17 protein-coding genes are annotated in these 18,179 nt (G+C 36.9%); 9 read left to right on the top strand and 8 right to left on the bottom strand.

All coding sequences use genetic code 11. The features are described from left to right. On the top strand, window positions 1-498 hold a 498-nt coding region (locus tag C7391_RS06675; RefSeq protein WP_208107075.1), incomplete at its 5' end, for a hypothetical protein. A gap of 169 nt (window positions 499-667) precedes the next feature. Here C7391_RS06675 and C7391_RS06670 read toward each other — a convergent pair. The 5 genes from C7391_RS06670 to C7391_RS06650 form a co-directional block, all read right to left on the bottom strand. Continuing rightward, window positions 668-1,177 (bottom strand): hypothetical protein, encoded by a 510-nt coding sequence (locus tag C7391_RS06670; protein WP_133517758.1) that lies wholly within the window; start codon window positions 1,175-1,177, stop codon window positions 668-670. A gap of 347 nt (window positions 1,178-1,524) precedes the next feature. Then, window positions 1,525-1,884, bottom strand: a complete 360-nt coding sequence (locus C7391_RS06665) for a DUF2073 domain-containing protein (protein WP_133517757.1) — start codon at window positions 1,882-1,884, stop codon at window positions 1,525-1,527. A 5-nt stretch (window positions 1,885-1,889) separates the two neighbouring features. Next, window positions 1,890-2,522, bottom strand: a complete 633-nt coding sequence (locus C7391_RS06660) for an Era-like GTP-binding protein (protein WP_133517756.1) — start codon at window positions 2,520-2,522, stop codon at window positions 1,890-1,892. A 776-nt stretch (window positions 2,523-3,298) separates the two neighbouring features. Next, complete coding sequence (locus C7391_RS06655) at window positions 3,299-4,747, bottom strand: chloride channel protein (RefSeq protein WP_166627438.1); 1,449 nt, start codon at window positions 4,745-4,747, stop codon at window positions 3,299-3,301. A 322-nt stretch (window positions 4,748-5,069) separates the two neighbouring features. Continuing rightward, window positions 5,070-6,086 carry a phosphate uptake regulator PhoU gene (locus C7391_RS06650; RefSeq protein WP_133517754.1) on the bottom strand — a complete coding sequence of 339 codons (1,017 nt, stop codon included), beginning with the start codon at window positions 6,084-6,086 and terminating at the stop codon, window positions 5,070-5,072. A gap of 231 nt (window positions 6,087-6,317) precedes the next feature. Here C7391_RS06650 and C7391_RS06645 point away from each other — a divergent pair, with 231 nt between their 5' ends. Beyond that, a complete protein-coding gene (locus C7391_RS06645) occupies window positions 6,318-7,307 on the top strand; it encodes a shikimate kinase (protein ID WP_133517753.1) in 990 nt (329 codons plus the stop codon). A 181-nt stretch (window positions 7,308-7,488) separates the two neighbouring features. After that, entirely contained in the window at window positions 7,489-7,782 is a 294-nt protein-coding gene (locus C7391_RS06640; protein ID WP_223611013.1) for a chorismate mutase, read from the top strand. Window positions 7,783-8,448: 666 nt separating this feature from the next. On the opposite strand, the gene C7391_RS06635 is transcribed toward C7391_RS06640, so the two are convergent. Together C7391_RS06635 and C7391_RS06630 are read right to left on the bottom strand one after the other, a co-directional pair. Then, entirely contained in the window at window positions 8,449-8,841 is a 393-nt protein-coding gene (locus C7391_RS06635) for a 5-(carboxyamino)imidazole ribonucleotide mutase (protein ID WP_133517752.1), read from the bottom strand. Window positions 8,842-9,086: 245 nt separating this feature from the next. Then, the gene (locus C7391_RS06630; protein WP_133517751.1) at window positions 9,087-9,590 is read right to left on the bottom strand and encodes an amino acid-binding protein; all 504 of its coding nucleotides are present in this window, start codon (window positions 9,588-9,590) and stop codon (window positions 9,087-9,089) included. 196 nt (window positions 9,591-9,786) lie between these two features. On the opposite strand from C7391_RS06630, the gene C7391_RS06625 reads away from it, so the two are divergent. The 6 genes from C7391_RS06625 to C7391_RS06600 all read left to right on the top strand — a co-directional run bounded on the left by C7391_RS06625 (window position 9,787) and on the right by C7391_RS06600 (window position 16,328). Next, entirely contained in the window at window positions 9,787-10,584 is a 798-nt protein-coding gene (locus tag C7391_RS06625) for a YkgJ family cysteine cluster protein (RefSeq protein WP_133517750.1), read from the top strand. A 296-nt stretch (window positions 10,585-10,880) separates the two neighbouring features. Next, a complete protein-coding gene (locus C7391_RS06620; RefSeq protein WP_133517782.1) occupies window positions 10,881-12,143 on the top strand; it encodes a 3-isopropylmalate dehydratase large subunit in 1,263 nt (420 codons plus the stop codon). Window positions 12,144-12,181: 38 nt separating this feature from the next. Beyond that, complete coding sequence (locus C7391_RS06615; protein ID WP_394343212.1) at window positions 12,182-12,493, top strand: phosphoribosyl-ATP diphosphatase; 312 nt, start codon at window positions 12,182-12,184, stop codon at window positions 12,491-12,493. A gap of 55 nt (window positions 12,494-12,548) precedes the next feature. Then, window positions 12,549-13,400, top strand: coding sequence for a M48 family metallopeptidase (locus C7391_RS06610; protein ID WP_166627437.1), 852 nt, complete (start codon window positions 12,549-12,551; stop codon window positions 13,398-13,400). 282 nt (window positions 13,401-13,682) lie between these two features. After that, window positions 13,683-15,161, top strand: coding sequence for a cobyric acid synthase (locus tag C7391_RS06605; RefSeq protein ID WP_133517748.1), 1,479 nt, complete (start codon window positions 13,683-13,685; stop codon window positions 15,159-15,161). Window positions 15,162-15,539: 378 nt separating this feature from the next. Continuing rightward, entirely contained in the window at window positions 15,540-16,328 is a 789-nt protein-coding gene (locus C7391_RS06600) for a helix-turn-helix transcriptional regulator (RefSeq protein ID WP_133517747.1), read from the top strand. Between the two features lie 1,156 nt (window positions 16,329-17,484). Here C7391_RS06600 and C7391_RS06595 read toward each other — a convergent pair. Next, window positions 17,485-18,069, bottom strand: coding sequence for a hypothetical protein (locus tag C7391_RS06595; RefSeq protein ID WP_133517746.1), 585 nt, complete (start codon window positions 18,067-18,069; stop codon window positions 17,485-17,487). Window positions 18,070-18,179 lie beyond the last annotated feature (110 nt).

The raw sequence follows: 18,179 nt of genomic DNA, 5'->3' as shown, positions 1-18,179 counted from the left end.
TTTGATGACGGTGACACTTTGAAAGTTTATCTTGTCAGCGATACCACTCAAACCGTTGAAATCACTGTTGAATACTATTTCGACAACGTGCTTAATACAAGCGAAACATTGACCAATTACGAGATTTGGGCAGGACCTTTGACTGCAACAGCTATTCCGACAACGTTTGCCGATTATATATTGAATTTAACAAAACCGTTTGACCCGACACTTCCGGCTCAAATGAATGATGGTGAGACTTTGAAAGTGTATCTTGTTTCTAAAGATACGCAAACTTCTCCCAAAGGATCCGGCAGCGGCGAAGCTAAAGTCGTTGACTCTGAAGAACCGCAACAAGACCCTCAAGAGCCTGTTCAGGAGAAGGAAACACCCAGTTATGAAATTCCATCTTCAAATGACACATTAATTGCAGGTGTCATCTTTTTGTTCTTGGTTGCAACAGGAATTTTCATTTTCCTTTGGAGACGGCAAGAAGACGAAGATGAAGAAAATAAATAAAATTCGTAAAAGTAAACCGCTTCTCAGCGGTTTATTTATCTTTTTTAAAAAAGGTTCATTCAATTTATCAAAATCATAAAAATAAAATCTTCCGGGTTTTTACAAGTCTGAATAAACTGAATAAGAAAAAAGTATTTTATAATTCTAATATGAAATTTTAAAATTAAGGTCAGTTGTCTTTATTTTTAATTTCTTTAATTTCCCAGCCGTCGATTTTTTTGAGTTCATTGAACAGCTGAATAATGTTGTGATCTTTTCCGCTCCAGTAAAAATCTTTTTTCAGTGTTTTTTCTTTTTGAAGTTCTTCAAAGAAAGCGACTGTCAGACTGTAAACGGCTTTTGCGGAAGAGAAGGGAACATTAAAAGTAACGCGATATTTTCCGTCGTGACGGCTGTAAGAAACAAGCGTATAGCCCATACGCTGATAATTTTGAATGTCATCAAAATCGCATAAGATCTCAGTTTCATGTGTTGCCGCGTTGTCAACGCCGGAAATTGTTTTTAAAATCAGACCGAGGGTATAATCCGAAATTTCGTAACGGCATTGGAGAGTAATTTTTCCGTATGTGCAAATCAAATCAATGTCGGAATTGCCCATTGCAAAAGAAGTGAGTGTCTGCGGGTCAATGCCTGACAGTTTAATTTTAACTCTCTCTGCTGATTGCAATTCCCGATCCAACACAATAAACACCGTACAAACCCATATTTTAAATTAAAAAGAGGCGCACAAATTGAATTTCTCGAATTTGTTTGCCAAAAGTGTGACCTCTATTTAGAATATAGACTATATATTATTTTCCGCTACAAATAAGCCTTTTTTTATATATGTATTTTAATTTTAGAAACCGCCTTTTAATGCTTTATTTTTGAAGATATTAAACTTGTAAAAATTGAACGAATATCATTAAAAACATAAAAAAATGCGAAAGAAAATACAAGAAGAAAAAGAAAATGCAAAGAAAATTATGAAAATAAACGAAAAATGAGATAAATAAAAAAGAATAAAAAAAGAAAAGGGTTGTGTCATTATTTAGTTGACACAAGCGTACTGATAAGGGAATTATCTTTTCGGAGCGTTTTCAGCTGGTTTGCCGGGCCGATGACGGTTAATTTTTGCTGGCCGGCATCTTTTTTGAACAATTTGCCGAAGAATGTACCGCCGCTGTCATCGCGCGGGTAACTTTCAATTTCAAGACCGAAGAAATCTTCTTCGATTTCGGTCATTGTCATTTCAATCAGCTTTGCTTCTTCCATCGGGTCAAGGCCTTTTTCTAAAACCATAATTTTTCCTTTGCGAACTTCATCAATGATGTAGCGCACTTTTTCGGTAGAACCCATTCTGGAGAGTTTTGCGTCGGAAACTAAGTCAAGTTGAATATCACTCATTTTAATCACCCGAACTGTTTTGCAATGGCTTCATAGAACGTTTCCATATTTGTGCCGTCCAATGCAGAAATTCCGATGAACGGGTGCTGCGGGAACGCTTCTTTGATTGCTTCCGGATCTGATTCGGGAAGGTCAATTTTGTTGGCGACAATCAAAAGGGGCAATTTACGTGCTTCCATGTTGCCGATAACCGTTACATTCACTTGAGTGTACGGGTTTTCGGTTGCGTCCATAACTAAGATAACGCCGTCTAAATCGTCTAACCATTTCACGGATTCGATGACGCCTTCCGTTGCTTCTTTGGAACGCTGCTTGGATTCTTTTTCGCCCATGCCTTCTTTCATGAAGTCGTGGAAGTCGATTTTTGTTGCCAAACCGGGTGTGTCAACAATATCTAAACAGATTTTGCTGCCTTTAGATTCGATTTCCAATTTGTGGTGGCGCTGCGCTTTTCTGGTTTCGTGCGCAATGTGGGAAACAGAACCGACGGGCTCAGACTCATCGTCTTTCCAATCTTTAACGATACGGTTTGCAAGTGTTGTTTTGCCGGCATTCGGAGGTCCGTAAATGCCGATGCATGCATTTTTCTTTTTAAACAATTTGCCGAAAAAATTTCTGAATTGAGAAATAACGCCCATATTTTTCCTCCAAAGGAAAATTAAAAATTTTGATCTTGAAATTTTATGATTTTGTTTGAATAAAAATTTTAATGAAAACATTACCGCTGCCACGTTTATTCCATTTCAGCGGTGAAATGTAATTATAGAAAAAAGTCACAGCTAGTATTTATAATTCATGCCGACAGAACAAAAAAGGAGTGAAAGATAATTATTTGCATCGTGTTCACGTAAGATTCGTGTCTAATTCATGTATAAATTGTAAAAATTATACAAATTCGTACAAATTCATACTAATTCATACAAATTCATGTACAATTTCTAAAACACAAACATCATTTTTTCGAAAATTTATGAAAAACCGAACGCCGTTTAAACTTTGAAATAACAATTGTTTTTAATTTTTAGTTTTTATCGGGCGTTCGGGTTTGAAAATAATTAAAAACGATGTTTGGGTTTTTTAAAAACAAAAAAGTTCAGATACGACCGCAAGGCGAAATTTCATGAGCGGAGCGAATGAAATTGAGAATTGCGGCTTATTCCCCGCTGATGATAAAATAATTTAACCGATTGATTAAAAACAGCACCCTTAAACACGGTTTATATTGTTTATTGAATGGCGGGAACGAATCTCCAACGCCTTCCTTCACTCGCTTTACTCGTGAAATGCGTCGTTGGAGGCGGTTGTTTTTGTTTTCCAATCCTTTAAAAAAACGAATGAAGCGTTTTAAATTCGATTTTTGATTTTCAACTCTCTGCGCTTTTTTTCTTTTCAACTCTCTGCGCTTTTTTTCTTTTCAACTCTCTGTGCTTCTTTTTTTCTTTTCATTTTTCTTTTCGTTTTCTGTCATCCTTTTTTTACTTTCTAATTCTTCAGCCAACTCTTCCTCTTCAGCCTGTTCAAATATTTTCGGGAACGGAATGAAACAGCAAATGACGGTCGCAATTGTCAGTGGAATCAGGTATTCAATCGGACAAATGATCAAATAAACCAAAACGGTTGCAATGGGTTTTCGCAGAATCATGCCGGTCATGGCGACAGAACAAATCAGCGCGCAAAAGGTCGGATCAACCGGAATGAATTTTGAAAACGCATATCCGAGAACAATGCCTGAAAAAATGATCGGGAAAATATGTCCGCCGCGCCAACCTGTCAAGAAACAAAGGCGGGAGACAAAAATTTTGAAAATAACCGTTAAAAATAAAACGGCTGCAGAAAGCGTCGTCCATTCAACCGCGATTTCCGCAATCTGCGTTTCTCCGGAAAATAATGTGTAAGGCAAGAAAACAGCAACCAATCCGAGAATGAAACCGCCGATAGTTGCCAGCAATACTTTTTGTTCTTTTATCGGGCGAATTCCTTTGCGAATGATGATTCCGAAAATATAGTACAAATAGCCGAATAAACCGCTGATAATCGCCAGCGGAACAATTGCAAGCCATTCATTTACTCCGAACGGGACATATTCGTATCGGTAAATGCCGGATTCCGGGAAAATGTGGGAAAGAAGCGCAAAAACACCGAACGCAACAATTGCTGCCGCAAAATAAATGAGACTTTTTGTTCTCTTGGGAAGAATTTCGTCAATATCATTTGCATCTGTGCCTACTGTATCTGAAGTGCCTGCATTTGAGGTATTTGCAATATTTGTGATTGGTTTTGTATTACAAATCTCATCGAATGAATCCGGTTTATTTTGTGCGTCGTTGAGTGAAAAAAATGAATTTTTCTTGGATTCAAATGTTTCGGCAAACCCGAAAAACGGTGACCCGAACATTGCGCTGAGAGTTGCTGCGGCACCGATTTCTGTATAAGCTCTCACATTTTTTGCAGTTGTTTTGATGTGGTCGGCAATCCAAGTGCTTAAACCGCCGAGGATGGAAACCAAAGCCGCTTCCGGGCCGATGCTGCCGCCGAAAATCAACGGGAGAAATGAAGAGAGCGCAACGGCCGGCAAATTTTTGTAATCTACGCGTTTTGTTTTTTGAATTTCTTCTAATTCAATTGATAAAACACCAGGAACGTTGCCGAAATATTTTTTGCAAAGACCGACAAGGACGCCGCCGATTGTACAAACGACAACCGGAAGATAAAGGAAGTCAATTTTTTCAGGCAAATCTGTCCAAATCAATTCAATACAAAATTCCATCGCCCACAAAAAAAGCCATGTAACGGCACCGACAAGAGCACCCAAAATCAAAGCGTAAACCAAAAATGAAAGCCTGTTCTTTGTTTTAATATCCATTTTAACCCTCAAAACCCATCCATTCAGTATAATTCGAAACATATTGATTTGACGGTATTTATTTTTGTGGGAAACAAATTGAAAATACGGAAACAGTTTAAAATTATAAAAATAAAAAGCAGTAATAAAAATTATGATAAAAACGATGAAATGATGAAGAAACGATGAAATGGTGAAAAAAAGATGTGAATAAGATGAAAAAAATTGAGAATATAAAACATTTAAAAATAAAACATTAAAAAATAAATAAATTACAAAAAGGAAAATTCAAAGAGTAAAAATGTTAAAAATGTTAAAAAAGTAAAAAAATGCAAAGGGTTGGTTACCACTTTGCATCCGGTGAATCAATTGCTGCATCAATTGCAACTTCGCCGATGTTGCCGGCGTAATCTACAATTCTGCCGATGCTGTCAATCACCGTACGAACACCGATCATTGTGCCAAAAGACAAATCAGTGGATTTGTCAAAGTAATTACGGTTGAAATGCGTAATGAATGTGTCCATATTCGCTTGGTTTTCAATGACTTGGTTGGCCAGTTTCGGGTTTAATGTAACCAATGATTCGACAGCTTTTTTGAATGTGTCCGCGGCAAAATCGGCCATTTTCTTAATTTCGTTAATTCTTTTTTCATCCAATTCAGGGTGGAAAAGAATCACAATTTGAGCAATTCTGTGGGAGTGGTCAGCAATGCGTTCAATGGGCGTTGCTGCCATTCTGTAATTGTGATATTCTTCAATCGACGCTTCGTTTGTGTCAACAAAGCCGGTGCCGCATAAAATTGATTTGAATTGTTTTGAAATGACCATAAATAAACGGTCGACTTCGTCGTCTCTTTCCATAACGTCTGTTGCTAAATCAGCATCGTTGTTGACGACTGCTAAAATGCTGTCATTAAACATGGATGTTGTGATCAAAGACATTCTCTGAACGGCTTTTTTGATTGAAAGTTCATTCGGGCTTAATAAGTCCTGAACCAAAACAAGATTTGAACTTTCTTCAACAATTTCAGGGCCGATTAATTTGTGGCAGACTGCACGAAGTATTTTTTTCTGATCTGCGGAAATTTTTGAAGAGGTAAATTCAATAATATCGTAACCGGCTAAATATGTTGCAATAAAAGCTCTTTCTAAACTGTGACCGTTTACGTTTGTAATGTCAATTGCTTTTTTGCGGAGCGGTTTAGAATCAATTTCGGGGCTGATCAACAATTTACCATTCGGCTGCGGTTGAACGCCGACGCGCGCGCCCGGTGTAATACCAACTTTTTCAGCCCATTGCTTCGGTAAAGATATGATATATGTCGATCCGCCTGTTTGTTGTACTTTTCGCGTTTCCATCTTAATGAACACCTGTTTTATCCTATATTTAAACAAAAAAATAATGAAAAACTTTATTTTCTGTCAACTCAATATTCCTATACAATCTTTTCATTTATATATATATATTCCATATGTTTCATATAGTCCTTGTCCGAATTCAAATAATTATATATGGATTCAAAACCGCCTTTTCAAAATGTTTAAAATCAAAGTCGGTATTCGTTTAATCATCAAAATCGGAAAATCAAAATGACATTCAAAAAAGGATACGGTTGCGCATTCGGCGGCGGCACGATTATTAACGCCATCGCTGCTTGGAAAGGCTGCGCTTACGCGACACAGCTCAAAACTTACGCTGAAGTTTGCTTATCCGACGCGCCGACTTGTTCCGTCAGCGGCTCAATCTATGAAAACCCAACTGCTGATACGCGATTAATTGAATTGTGTGTTCAATCTGTTTTAGATTTATTTGATTGTCCGGCAGAAGCAACTGTCTTAACGAAAAGTGAAATTCCGATTGCCGGCGGTTTAAAAAGCAGCAGTGCGGCCGCCAATGCAACTCTTATTGCAACTTTAGATGCGCTCGGTGAAAAGCTTTCTGCCGATGAAATTGTTCAGCTCGGCGTCAAAGCGGCCAAAGAAGCGGGCGTGACAATCACGGGCGCGTATGATGATGCCTGCGCTTCTTTTTACGGCGGCGTTGCGGTTACCGACAACAAAACAATGGAATTGCTTCAAAGAGATGAATTTCATTACAATGTTTTGATTTTAAATCCCGAAACAAAAGCGTTCAGCGCGGAAACAAATGTTTCGCGCTCGGTTTTGATGAAAGATTTGGTTGAAACGGCTTTTGAAATTGCGCTTACGGGAGATTATAAAAAAGCGATGAAATTGAACGGTCTGATTTATTGCGGCGCGCTCGGGTTTGATCCGGCTCCGGCTGTTGCGTGTATGGAAATCGGCGAAAAATTCGATGTCGCGGCAGGTCTGTCAGGGACAGGTCCGTCTTTTACGGCGCTTTTGCCGTGTTCGGATTTGTTGTCAAAAGATGAGCAAAAAGAACTTCAAACTGCCGTTTTGAAAATTAAACAAATATGGGCGGCTCAATTTCCCGGCGGCAAAATTTATGAAACGAAAACGTGTAATCTCAATGCGCTTGATGAAAGCCGCCGTTTTTCTAAATATATGAAAAACGGAAACAGGGATTTGAAAGAATTTAATTTTGCATTTAACGATTGATATTTATTTTTGTCGATTGATACTTATTTGTCGATCGATATTTATTACATTTATCGATTGATATTTTTATTACATTTATTGATTGGTATATCTGAAGATATATCTGAACATTTATATTGAATGGGTGTCCAATATTACCGCTGAGAATGATTTCATTTTCAAAAGAAAGGACGGAGATATGATGCCGACAGGTATGTTAGAAACAACACGCGAAAAAATGAGATTAATCGACCGTGAAATTATTGATTTAATTGAGGTCAGAACGAATTTGGCCGGTGAAATCCTTTCTTCTAAAAAAGAAATGGGCAAGCCGATTGTCGACGAAGAGCAGATTCAAAATGTTTTGGACCGCGCGTCAAGTTTGGCGGTTGAAAAAGGATTGGACGTGGATTCCGTTCACCAAATTTTTGATATTCTCATTCAAATGAGCATTGACAAACAAAACGAATACAGCGGCAAGTCCAAGTATATTTAATTTTTTTAATTTTCTTTTTAATCTTTTTATTTTCTTTTTAATCTTTTTAAATTCTATTGTTAAATAAACAACATAAGCCGTTTTCACTATTTGATTTAAATCAGCTGAGATTGTTTTATAAACGCAGGGGAATAATCCGCATTTTTCAATTTTTGTTCGCTGCCGCTCACAAAAATCGAAAATTGCGGTCGTACTTGGACTTTTCTTCAATTCAAATGAATCGAAACATCGTTTTTATTAATTTTTGAAACCCGAACGACCGATAAAATCCAAAAAATGTCTGTTTTTATTTTAGGGTTTAGATGTCGTTCATTTCTTCTTAAATTTGAAAAACGGATGTTTCTGTTTTTGTAAAAATAAATGGAAAACCAAAACAACCACCTCCAACGACGCGTTTCACGAGCGAAGTGAGTGAAAGAAGGCGTTGGAGATTCATTCCAATACGTTTAATAAACTGCAAATGCCAAAATATTTTACTTTTAAGATTAAGCTGAATCGGGTTTAGCGATGGTGGGAAATAATCCGCAATTTCAATTTTTATTCGCAACCGCTCACAAAAATCGAAAAATGCGGTCGTACTTGGATTTTTCTTCAATTCAAATGAATCGAAACATCGTTTTGAAAAATAAATGAAAGATGAAGTAACCTTTTCATTTTGTTCCGTAATTATGCTTTAAGCAAATCTAAAATGCGGATTGCCAAGTGCGCACCGTTAGCACCGTTATCAACACCGACCGCGGCAACCGGAACGCCGGGCGGCATTTGTGTCACGGATAAAAGCGCGTCCAATCCGCCCAATTTTGCACTGACGGGAACACCGATGACGGGTTTTTTGGTCTTGGAAGCGACAACGCCCGGCAAAGCGGCGGAAAGACCTGCAATTGTAATAAAAACGAGCGCGTCGGAATTTTTGATATATTCATCCAAATCATCAGGGTTTCTGTGCGCGGAAATCACAACAACTTCGTAAGAATAATCTGTTTTTTCGAGAACCGAAACGGCTCTGTCGGAAATTGCTCTGTCCGATTCAGAACCCATAATAATTGAAATTTGGACCATTGTTTTCGCCACCTGTTTTCAGCAAAATAACCGTTTTAATAATAAAAAATAATAAAATTAAATTTGTTATAAATTAAATAAAACTTTAGTTCGTGAGGCTTAAAAATACATATTTCAATTAAAAAGTAACGGTATAATCCGCTGATTTTGAATTATTCTTTTAATTTGTCATTAATCTGATTATTGAATTCATAATAATTAGTTAAAATTGATTAATCGAGTAATAATTAGTCAATAGTTGTTAATTAATGAATTGTGACACCTTTAACCCCTTTAACGGTTCTGATTTGATCTACCAGATTTCCGGGTATTTTTTTGTCTGTAATAATTGTCAGCCGCGGTGCTTCATTGAAAAACGGATCGTCTGAAACGGCTTGCCGGATACTGAAACCGGCATCGGAAATGACGCTTGTCACGCCTGAAATAATACCGACATTGGCGCCGTCATCAGGAATAATAATCACAACGCCTAAATTCAAATGTGGCGCGACTTCTGCTAAAAAGGGAATGGAACGGACATGTTTGAAAAAATCAAAAAGCGTTTCATCTTCAATAATGTGTTTGGTCGTTGCATCAACAACGCGGCGGTCAACGTTGATTTCTTTGCCGATTTGTACATGGGGAATTTCAATACTGCCTGAAACAACTTTTCCGGCGGCATTGACCTGAAAACCGCGCTCTAAAAGCAATTTGACAACCTTTTCTTGTGCCGGATATTTTTCAAATTTTTGATGAATCGGTTCCCACATATTTTCGCTCCGCTGAATAATAATTGAATTATTAATATAATTAAATCAGTAATATAATTGAGTCATTAATTGAATTGAGTCATTAATTGAATTAATGTACATTTATATCTATTCTTGTTTCATTTTAAACGTTTGGTTTTAATTGTTTTGTTCGGGCACAAGTCTTATTACAATTTCGGAAAATTAAAAACACGCAATGGCAAAAATATCAAAAATTTCAAAGCTCGAATCAATCCCGACAGATACTTCCGGATCAACGCGCATTGAAAAAGAACTTCTAAAAATGAAACAGCTGCTTGCCGGAAAGCAGAAATCAATGCTGAAAACGGTTGAATCTGCCGGCTTTTCATGTTTAATGTGTGGGAAATGCTGCGAAAGAGCGGAAGATGATAATTCCGTTTATCTTTTGCCTGATGAAATTGAAAAAATAGAAGCGTCCGGATTTTTACGTGAAAATTTTATTTTACCGCTTTTGCCTGATTTTTATGAAACGGAAAATGAAACGGCAATTTTTAAAGAATCGACTTTTATTGATATGCTTCATTCTTTATCGGAACAAACGGATGAAGAAGGCCGAATTCATACTTTCGGATGGATGCTTCAAAGAAATGATGACGGCAGCTGTATTTTTTTAAATTCTGATTCTAAAAAATGTATGATTTATGAAGCGCGCCCGGCATTATGCCGAACTTATCCGTTTTTCACGGATGAAAGCGGCGTTTTGAAATGTGAATGTGAAGGGCTTGGCTCAATCGAAAAAACAGAGCCAATTTTAGCAAATGAATTGACAAAAGCACTTCAGGAACGCGTGCTTTCAGATCATACAGATTATATTCAAACCTCAGTTGCCATTAAAAATATTTATGACAAATTTGAATTTAATAATGAAACCGCTCGAATCCGTTTTAATGAAAATTTAATCAAAAATATCGTTTCTTTTGTTGTTTATGACAGCACCGGCGTTTATGAGGTTGAATTTAACATTGATCAATAAACTATAATTTTTTCATTTTTTAAAAACGATTATTCATTTATTCATTTTTATTTATTTATTCATATTATTGATTTATTCATTTTTGTTTTTAAAACGGTGCTGTTCGAACCTGTTGGCGGCGGCATTAACTTACTGACACTCTTAAAAAATTGAGAGCAAAAGAGGTCATTTATAATGACACAAAAAATTAAAATTTGAAAAATTTAATAAACTATTTAAAGAAAAGGAAAGTAGAACCCGATAATTGATAATATTTGCATTTCAAGTTTAGGTGATATATTATGGGAAATAAACCAATGACACTCGCAGAAAAAATCTTTTCAAAGGCTGCAGGTAAACCTGTTTCCGCCGGTGAATTTGTTGTTGCGGACATTGACCGCGCAATGACGCATGACATTACAGGCCCGCTTGCCGTCAAAGGTTTTAATGAGATTATGGAAGGGAAAGAAGAAAAGAAAGTTTGGGACCCTGAGAAAATTGTCATTGTTTTTGATCACCAATCACCGGCTGATTCTGTGAATGCGGCTCAAAATCACATTTATTTGAGAAATTTTGCCAAGGAACAGGGTATTTTGAATTATGATATTTATGAAGGCGTCTGTCACCAGGTTTTGCCCGAGAAAGGACATGTTCGCCCGGGAGACTTGATTGTCGGATCGGACTCGCACACTTGCGCTTACGGCGCGCTCGGTGCATTTTCAACCGGTCTCGGCTCAACCGACATGGCGGCTGTTTTGGCAACCGGAAAACTTTGGTTCAAAGTTCCCGAAACCATTCGATTTAACATTGAAGGTAAATTGGCGGATCATGTTTATTCCAAAGATTTAATTCTTCATTTAATCGGTGATGTCGGCGTTGAAGGCGCGCGTTACATGGCCGCCGAATTTGCCGGCGAAACGGTTCAGCATTTATCTGTTTCAGAAAGAATGACAATGTCAAATATGGCCATTGAAATGGGCGGCAAAGCCGGTTTGATTGAGCCGGATAAAGTGACGGAAGCTTATTTGAAAGAACGCATTCCCGATTTTAAACTGGATTCAAATTGGAAATCCGACAGCGGCGCAAAATTTAAAGAAGTTCGCGGTTACGATATTTCCGAACTGGAACCGCAGGTCGCTTGTCCGCACAATGTTGACAATGTCAAACCCGTTACAGAAGTTGCCGGCACAAAAATTGATCAGATTTTTGTCGGCTCATGCACAAACGGCCGCTTTGAAGACATTAAAATTATGATGGACGCAATGGGCAATGATCCGATTGCAAAAGGCGTTCGTTTAATTGTTGTTCCGGCATCCCGTACTGAATATATGAAAGTTTATCGCGCCGGTTATGTCGAAACTTTAATGGAAAAAGGCGCGATTGTTGAATCACCGTGCTGCGGTCCGTGTATGGGCGGCTCTTTCGGTCGCTTGGGTGATGGCGAAGTCGGTTTGTCAACATCTAACCGCAACTTCCAAGGCCGCCAGGGAAGCCCGAAATCTTTCGTCTACCTTTCCTCTCCCGCAACCGCAGGCGCATCAGCTATTACGGGCGAAATTACAGATCCGAGAGAAATTTAAAAGGAATGAAAGCTTTTCAATGAACAGGAGAAATAAATGTGTCAAATGTGTCTGAAATTCCTGATTTATCCGTTTTGAATACGATTTACAAAATTATTGAAGAACGCAGTCAAACACAGCCGGAAGGATCTTACGTTTCGGCTTTGTTGAATGACCCGAAAGGCATCAATAAAATATTGGAAAAAGTCGGTGAGGAAACCACTGAGACAATTATCGCCGTTAAAGACGGCAATAAAGAAGAAATTGTTTATGAAACCTCAGATCTTCTTTTCCATTTATTAGTGATGCTTTTTGAATGCGGTGTCACGCCGGATGACATTTCGGCGGAACTTGCCCGCCGCTTCAAATAATTTTTTCTTTTTTAGAATTATGCCGCCTGTCAGACCTGCCGTAGGTGAAAAAACAATGTCAGTTGTTATTCCGTTCGGTTCGGTTCAATTGGATTCTGTTATCATTTTTTCAAAAAAGCGAAAGAAAACGCTCAGTTATACCGTTCGATATGAAATGCTTGATTCCGGGAAGCTTGATTCAAAATCAATTCAGTCCGAGGCAACTAATTCCGAAACAGCAAATTCCAAACCGGTTTTGTTTGTTCGCGCGCCGGCATCTCTTTCTGTAAACGAGATTCAATCGGTTTTGCTTGAAAATGAGGAAAATATCATTGAACTTTTGAATAAAGCTGCCAAAAAGGAAGAGGCGGTTTTGAAAAATTCAAAACAGTCATACAAGAACGGCAGCACTTTTCATTATATGGGGCGGACTTATACGCTTCGGCTGATTTATGATGTCAATGAAAACAATGAAAAAAAGATTCAAATCAGATTGATTGACGGGCAGCTTCAGGTTTATTTGCCGCGAAATATGATTGATTTGCCGGAAACTGAAAAAGAAAAGAAAATTAAGAAAGCGGTTGAATCTTTTTATATTGAACAGGCAGATGTTTTTTTCAATTCCCGCGTTGATTATTTTGCCGATAAATATCTGGATTTAATCGGGAAAAAACCGATATCTGTTAAAGCAGCTTCTTACAAAAGCAAATGGGGGTGCTGCACTTATCAAAACGAAATTAAATTGAATTGGGTTTTAATTCAAGCCGAAACGCCTGTTATTGATTATGTGATTGTGCATGAATTGTGTCATATTCGGCATAAAGACCATTCTAAGGCTTTTTGGAATCTGGTTGGTATCATTGACCCGAAATACAAAGAAAAAAGGCAGGAACTCAAAGAAAACGGGTGGATTTTAGGTATAAAATGACAGTTCATCTGTCTTTTAATTTCTCAATTATGATTTATTACTTCTTTAAAAATTATGCATGTCAATTATTTTTTATCATCATATTTATACATTATAATTTAGGAGGTCGTTTTAATGATACTGTTTGCGATTCGCGTTTTTTAAAATTCGGTGTTGTTTTTCATTTATGACAAGTTTAATTTACTTTGTAGATGAACCAAATCCTTTATAAATCATGTTTTTGTAAAGAAATGGGGAGCTATTTTTTTATAAAGATTAGTTGATTTATCAGAAGTGGAAATTATGAGTTCGAAACGTCTGCTTATTCTCGGAACTTCTTCGGATGCCGGAAAAAGTTCTATTGTTACGGCAATTTGTAAAATAATGTCTCGGGATTACAAAACCGCGCCGTTTAAAGCGCAAAATATGAGTTTAAATTCGTGGGTGAATCCCGAAGGTAAAGAAATCAGCTACGCACAAGTCATTCAGGCATGGGCTGCGGGCGCAGATCCGATTCCGGAAATGAATCCTGTTGTTTTAAAACCCAAAGGCGACAGCTTTTCTCAGGTGATCGTTCTCGGGGAACATTATGCTGACAGAAGCGCCGGCAATTATTATGAATCCATTGACGAAATGTCTGAAATTCTCAGCCGCGCTCTTTCGAAATTGGACGAAGAGTACGAAATTATTATTATGGAAGGTGCCGGCGGCGCTGCTGAAATTAATCTCTATGACCGCGATATTGTGAATGTCGGAACCGCGCGCATTACAAACGCGCCGATTATTATTGTCGGCGATATTGAACGCGGCGGCGTTTTTGCAAGTCTTTACGGCACATTCATGCTGCTGCCTGAGGATATTAAAAAGAATATCAAAGGCTTCATTATTAACAAATTCCGCGGTGATCCTGAAATTTTAAAACCGGGATTAAAACAGCTTGAAGAAATGACAGGCGTTCCTGTTCTCGGTATTATGCCTTATTTCCGTCTCAGAATTCCGGCAGAAGATTCAATGTCTTTCCGTGAAAAAGAAGGCGCAGGATCGGTCCCGGATGAGAAGAAAACCGGCAACAACGCGGTTGAAATCGCCGTTATTCAATTCCCGAAAATTTCCCACTTCAACGATTATGAAATTTTAGAATCACAAGCGCTTGTCAAATATATTGATATTTACAGCTCTCTCGGCACACCCGATTTAATTATTCTTCCCGGATCCGGAACGCCGTTAAAAGATTTGGAAGCTTTGCGTGAAAGCGGTATGGCTGCTCAAATCTTAAGTAAAGCCGGAACTGTTCCAATCATCGGAATCGGTGAAGGATATCAGATGCTTGGGAAAACGTTGACTGCCCCCGATGGCAAAATTGTAGACGGGCTCAGCTTATTGGATATTGAAACCGTTTATGAAAAGGAAGAAGGGTACAGCGAAAAACCGGTTCGCGTTTCTTCAAAAGTTAAAGGCTGTAATCCTTACTTAAAAGTCATTGAAGGCGAAATGGTTGAAGGATTTAATGCTTACAGCGGCCGGGTATCAACCCACTCTCCGGTTTTTGATCATGATGGCGCCTGCAGCGCAGACGGTTTGATTGTCGGCACGTCAATGCACGGTTTTTTTGACAATAAAAATCTCCGTGTCGCTTTATTGAAATACTTGTCTGAAAAGAAAGGCGTTCCGTATGCCGAAGAAGACGGATTTACAATGCAGGATGGTTTTGAAGAACTGGCGCAAGTGTTTGAGAAAAACATTGACGTTGAAACCATTTACAAAATAATGGGCTTGAAATAAGAACAATGTTCTTTTTCATTCTCATTTTTTCATTTTTCGTTTTCTAATTTTTTAAAAATCTTTTTCTTTTCTTTTCTTTTTTGTTTTTTCATTTTTTTTGTTTTTCTTTTTCGTTTTTCTTTTTCGTTTTTCTTTTTCGTTTTCATTTTTTCTAATTTTTCTTTTTTCTCAATATTATTTATTCAGCCTCTTTTGACTCTTTTTAAACATCTGTATTTTGTATCTATTATCGTATTATTCATTATAAATTTACGAAAACTTTATATTACAAAAGATAGAGTGTATATTTATCGTATAACTTTTATGTTGATTGAACAATTTTTGTCATAATTGTCAACTTCTGAGAAGTCTGTTGTGTATAATATACGGGTGATACAAATGAAAGGAAAAGGTCTCTTAAGCCTGATTACATATTCTGAAAAAAGAAAAGATTTACTCTTTTTAATTGATGAAAAACCGCGCACACTTTTCGAAATCAAAGAATTCTTCAACGTTAAGACGCCGGAAATTTATCCGCGTATTAAAGAATTGCTTGAAGCTGATTTGATTCAAAAGACAAACAATGAATACTACTTAACGCCGATCGGCAAAGTTATTTTGAAATATTACACGCCGCTTGTGGAAATTTTAAATGTCTTTGAAGAAACCAGTGACTTCTGGACAGACCACGACACAAACGCAATCCCGCATCATCTTCTTGAACGTTTCAATGAGTTGGAAAACAGTATTTTGTTCCAGGATCCGTCCAAAAACGTTTTTGAACAAAATAAAATCATCGTTGAAAAGTTGGACTCTGCACAGAAAGTTTCCGGAATTATTTCCGTTTTCATGCCGTCCAGTCTTGAAATGTTCGAGGAGATGGTAAAGAACAAAACGCCGTCCAAAATCATCATGACACAGGACGTTTTTGACAAATACAGATTAGATTACAAAGATCTCTTGCAGCAATTTATGGCTTTAAAGGACAACGAGCTTTATTTAATCGACAATGTCAATTTGTTCATTATCACAACCGAAGGCTTCCTTTACTTCTCTTTATTCTACAAGAACGGCCTTTACGACGCACAAAAATACCTTGTTGCAACCGACAACCGCTCCTTGAACTGGGGTAACGACTGCTTCAAGTATTTCGTCGAACACGCCAAGAAAATCGACAAATTAGAATAATTCAGCCGCCGGCTGATTTATTCATTTTTCTATTTTCTTTTTAATTTTCTATTTTCTTTTTAATTTTCTATTTTCTTTTTAATTTTTGTTTTTCTTCATATCTGTCCTCTACTTTTTGTTTTTCATTTTGTTTTTCATTTTGTTTTTCATTTTGTTTTTCATTTTTTTCTTGTTTTTTAATCAACAAACATCCTTTTTCAAAATAAACGAAAAGAGGAACGCCGATTAAACCTTAAAAACATCTTTCTCTCCTGATTTTATATTTTAAAAGGGGCGTTCGGATTTGAAAATTAAATAAAACCGGATGTTTGATGTTTGTTAATGAAATTAAAAGTTCAAGTACGACCGCAATTGAAAATTTCGAGCGGCTCGAAGAGACGAACGAAATTTGAAAATTGCGGATTCTTACCCCGCCGTCGCTAAAACCCGAAAAGGGTTGAGTGCGATACTGAAAATTCATAGTTAATTTCTGAACTTTATTTAATTTTTGAACTCTATTTAATTTCTGAATTTCTGTTTAGAGGTTTATTTAACGAATGGGTAGAATCTCCAACGCCTTCTTTCACTCGCTTCGCTCGTGAAACGCGTCGTTGGAGGCGGTTGCTTTGATTTTTCAATTATTTTTGTTTGAATCGAAACATTTTTTCTTTGATTAAATAAAAGCGAACGCCGTTAAATTTTGAAATTTTTTATGATTTTTATATTTGGATTTTAAATGGCGTTCGGATTTGAATATTTTGAAAATGATGTTTCGGATTTTTCATTTGGTTTGTTGAATCCGTTTTCAGTCTTTATTTACTGATTTCGATTAATAAATTCTTCATTTTAGAATTTTAGTTAATAAATTTTAAATTTTGAATTTATAGTTAATAATATCAAAATTTGTTAATTTTCATTAATTTTCATAAATTAATTAAAAAGGGATAATTCAATTAAATGTCTACAAAAATGATTAATTGAATTATAATTATTCATTTTTCATTAATCGAATTGAAAAAACGAAAAAGTAAAAATGAAAAAGTAAAAATGAAAAAGTAAAAATGAAAAAGTAAAATAATAAAAAAGTAATAAATGAGAATAATAAAGAAAAAATAAAATAAAATAAAAAAGAATCGGTTAAACCGATTTATTTAATTTATAATTAAAAGGAACCAAATTAATCCACGCATTTTACTTTATTAAACCCGAGGAAAAATGTGCCTTTCTCATTTGATTTTTCAAAGTTGTAAGCTTCACGGATGTATTCGTCGCTCGGGGTTGACGGTGATCCTAAAACAGCGTCCTCGACTTCAATTTCTCCCAAATCACAGGGTTTGGGAGGAAGAACAACAATCGGTTTTCCGGTGTTGCCGACGGTTTTTGCTTTGTTCATAATGAAGGTGCCCATCACCAAGTAATCCGGATGATTTTCGTATTTGCAGGCCTCTTCTTCCGTGCAGTCAAAACCGATCATTTCGCCGCCCTGCATCATAATCACATTCGGCGGCTCGGGCCATACGTATTCTTTATTTGTTGTAAAACACAAAATATGTTCTCTTTTGAACACTTCGGCAATACCTTGATTATCGCCTTCACCCATGCCCATTAAAACATTTCCTTTTGCTTCTTCTTCAAGCTGCTCAATGCTTTTTTTGTCAACTTCAGTCAAAATAAATACTTCTTCAACGCCTTTTACCTGAAGCATATATTCTTTGACCAATTCAACCAATTCATCTTGCGTACCGCAATCACACACTGACATTTGATGCCTCCGTTTCAATATCAATAAACTCAAAATAGATGTATGAAATATAAAAATAAAATGTAAAAACTAACTCTAATATTGCTGAACTTCTATTTAAAAAAAGCCGT

Source organism: Methanimicrococcus blatticola, assembly GCF_004363215.1.
GTDB classification, from domain to species: Archaea; Halobacteriota; Methanosarcinia; order Methanosarcinales; family Methanosarcinaceae; genus Methanimicrococcus; species Methanimicrococcus blatticola.
Note: the sequence above shows the minus strand (reverse complement) of the source record. Positions and strands in the feature narration are given on the sequence as shown.

What these genes read in the sequence shown, in the direction of transcription:
- C7391_RS06665 (WP_133517757.1), bottom strand. Translation starts at nt 1,884, where the DNA reads ATGAGTGATATTCAACTTGACTTAGTTTCCGACGCAAAACTCTCCAGA.
- C7391_RS06660 (WP_133517756.1), bottom strand. Translation starts at nt 2,522, where the DNA reads ATGGGCGTTATTTCTCAATTCAGAAATTTTTTCGGCAAATTGTTTAAA.
- C7391_RS06655 (WP_166627438.1), bottom strand. Translation starts at nt 4,747, where the DNA reads ATGGATATTAAAACAAAGAACAGGCTTTCATTTTTGGTTTACGCTTTG.
- C7391_RS06650 (WP_133517754.1), bottom strand. Translation starts at nt 6,086, where the DNA reads ATGGAAACGCGAAAAGTACAACAAACAGGCGGATCGACATATATCATA.
- C7391_RS06645 (WP_133517753.1), top strand. Translation starts at nt 6,318, where the DNA reads ATGACATTCAAAAAAGGATACGGTTGCGCATTCGGCGGCGGCACGATT.
- C7391_RS06640 (WP_223611013.1), top strand. Translation starts at nt 7,489, where the DNA reads ATGCCGACAGGTATGTTAGAAACAACACGCGAAAAAATGAGATTAATC.
- C7391_RS06635 (WP_133517752.1), bottom strand. Translation starts at nt 8,841, where the DNA reads ATGGTCCAAATTTCAATTATTATGGGTTCTGAATCGGACAGAGCAATT.
- C7391_RS06630 (WP_133517751.1), bottom strand. Translation starts at nt 9,590, where the DNA reads ATGTGGGAACCGATTCATCAAAAATTTGAAAAATATCCGGCACAAGAA.
- C7391_RS06625 (WP_133517750.1), top strand. Translation starts at nt 9,787, where the DNA reads ATGGCAAAAATATCAAAAATTTCAAAGCTCGAATCAATCCCGACAGAT.
- C7391_RS06620 (WP_133517782.1), top strand. Translation starts at nt 10,881, where the DNA reads ATGACACTCGCAGAAAAAATCTTTTCAAAGGCTGCAGGTAAACCTGTT.
- C7391_RS06610 (WP_166627437.1), top strand. Translation starts at nt 12,549, where the DNA reads ATGTCAGTTGTTATTCCGTTCGGTTCGGTTCAATTGGATTCTGTTATC.
- C7391_RS06605 (WP_133517748.1), top strand. Translation starts at nt 13,683, where the DNA reads ATGAGTTCGAAACGTCTGCTTATTCTCGGAACTTCTTCGGATGCCGGA.
- C7391_RS06600 (WP_133517747.1), top strand. Translation starts at nt 15,540, where the DNA reads ATGAAAGGAAAAGGTCTCTTAAGCCTGATTACATATTCTGAAAAAAGA.
- C7391_RS06595 (WP_133517746.1), bottom strand. Translation starts at nt 18,069, where the DNA reads ATGTCAGTGTGTGATTGCGGTACGCAAGATGAATTGGTTGAATTGGTC.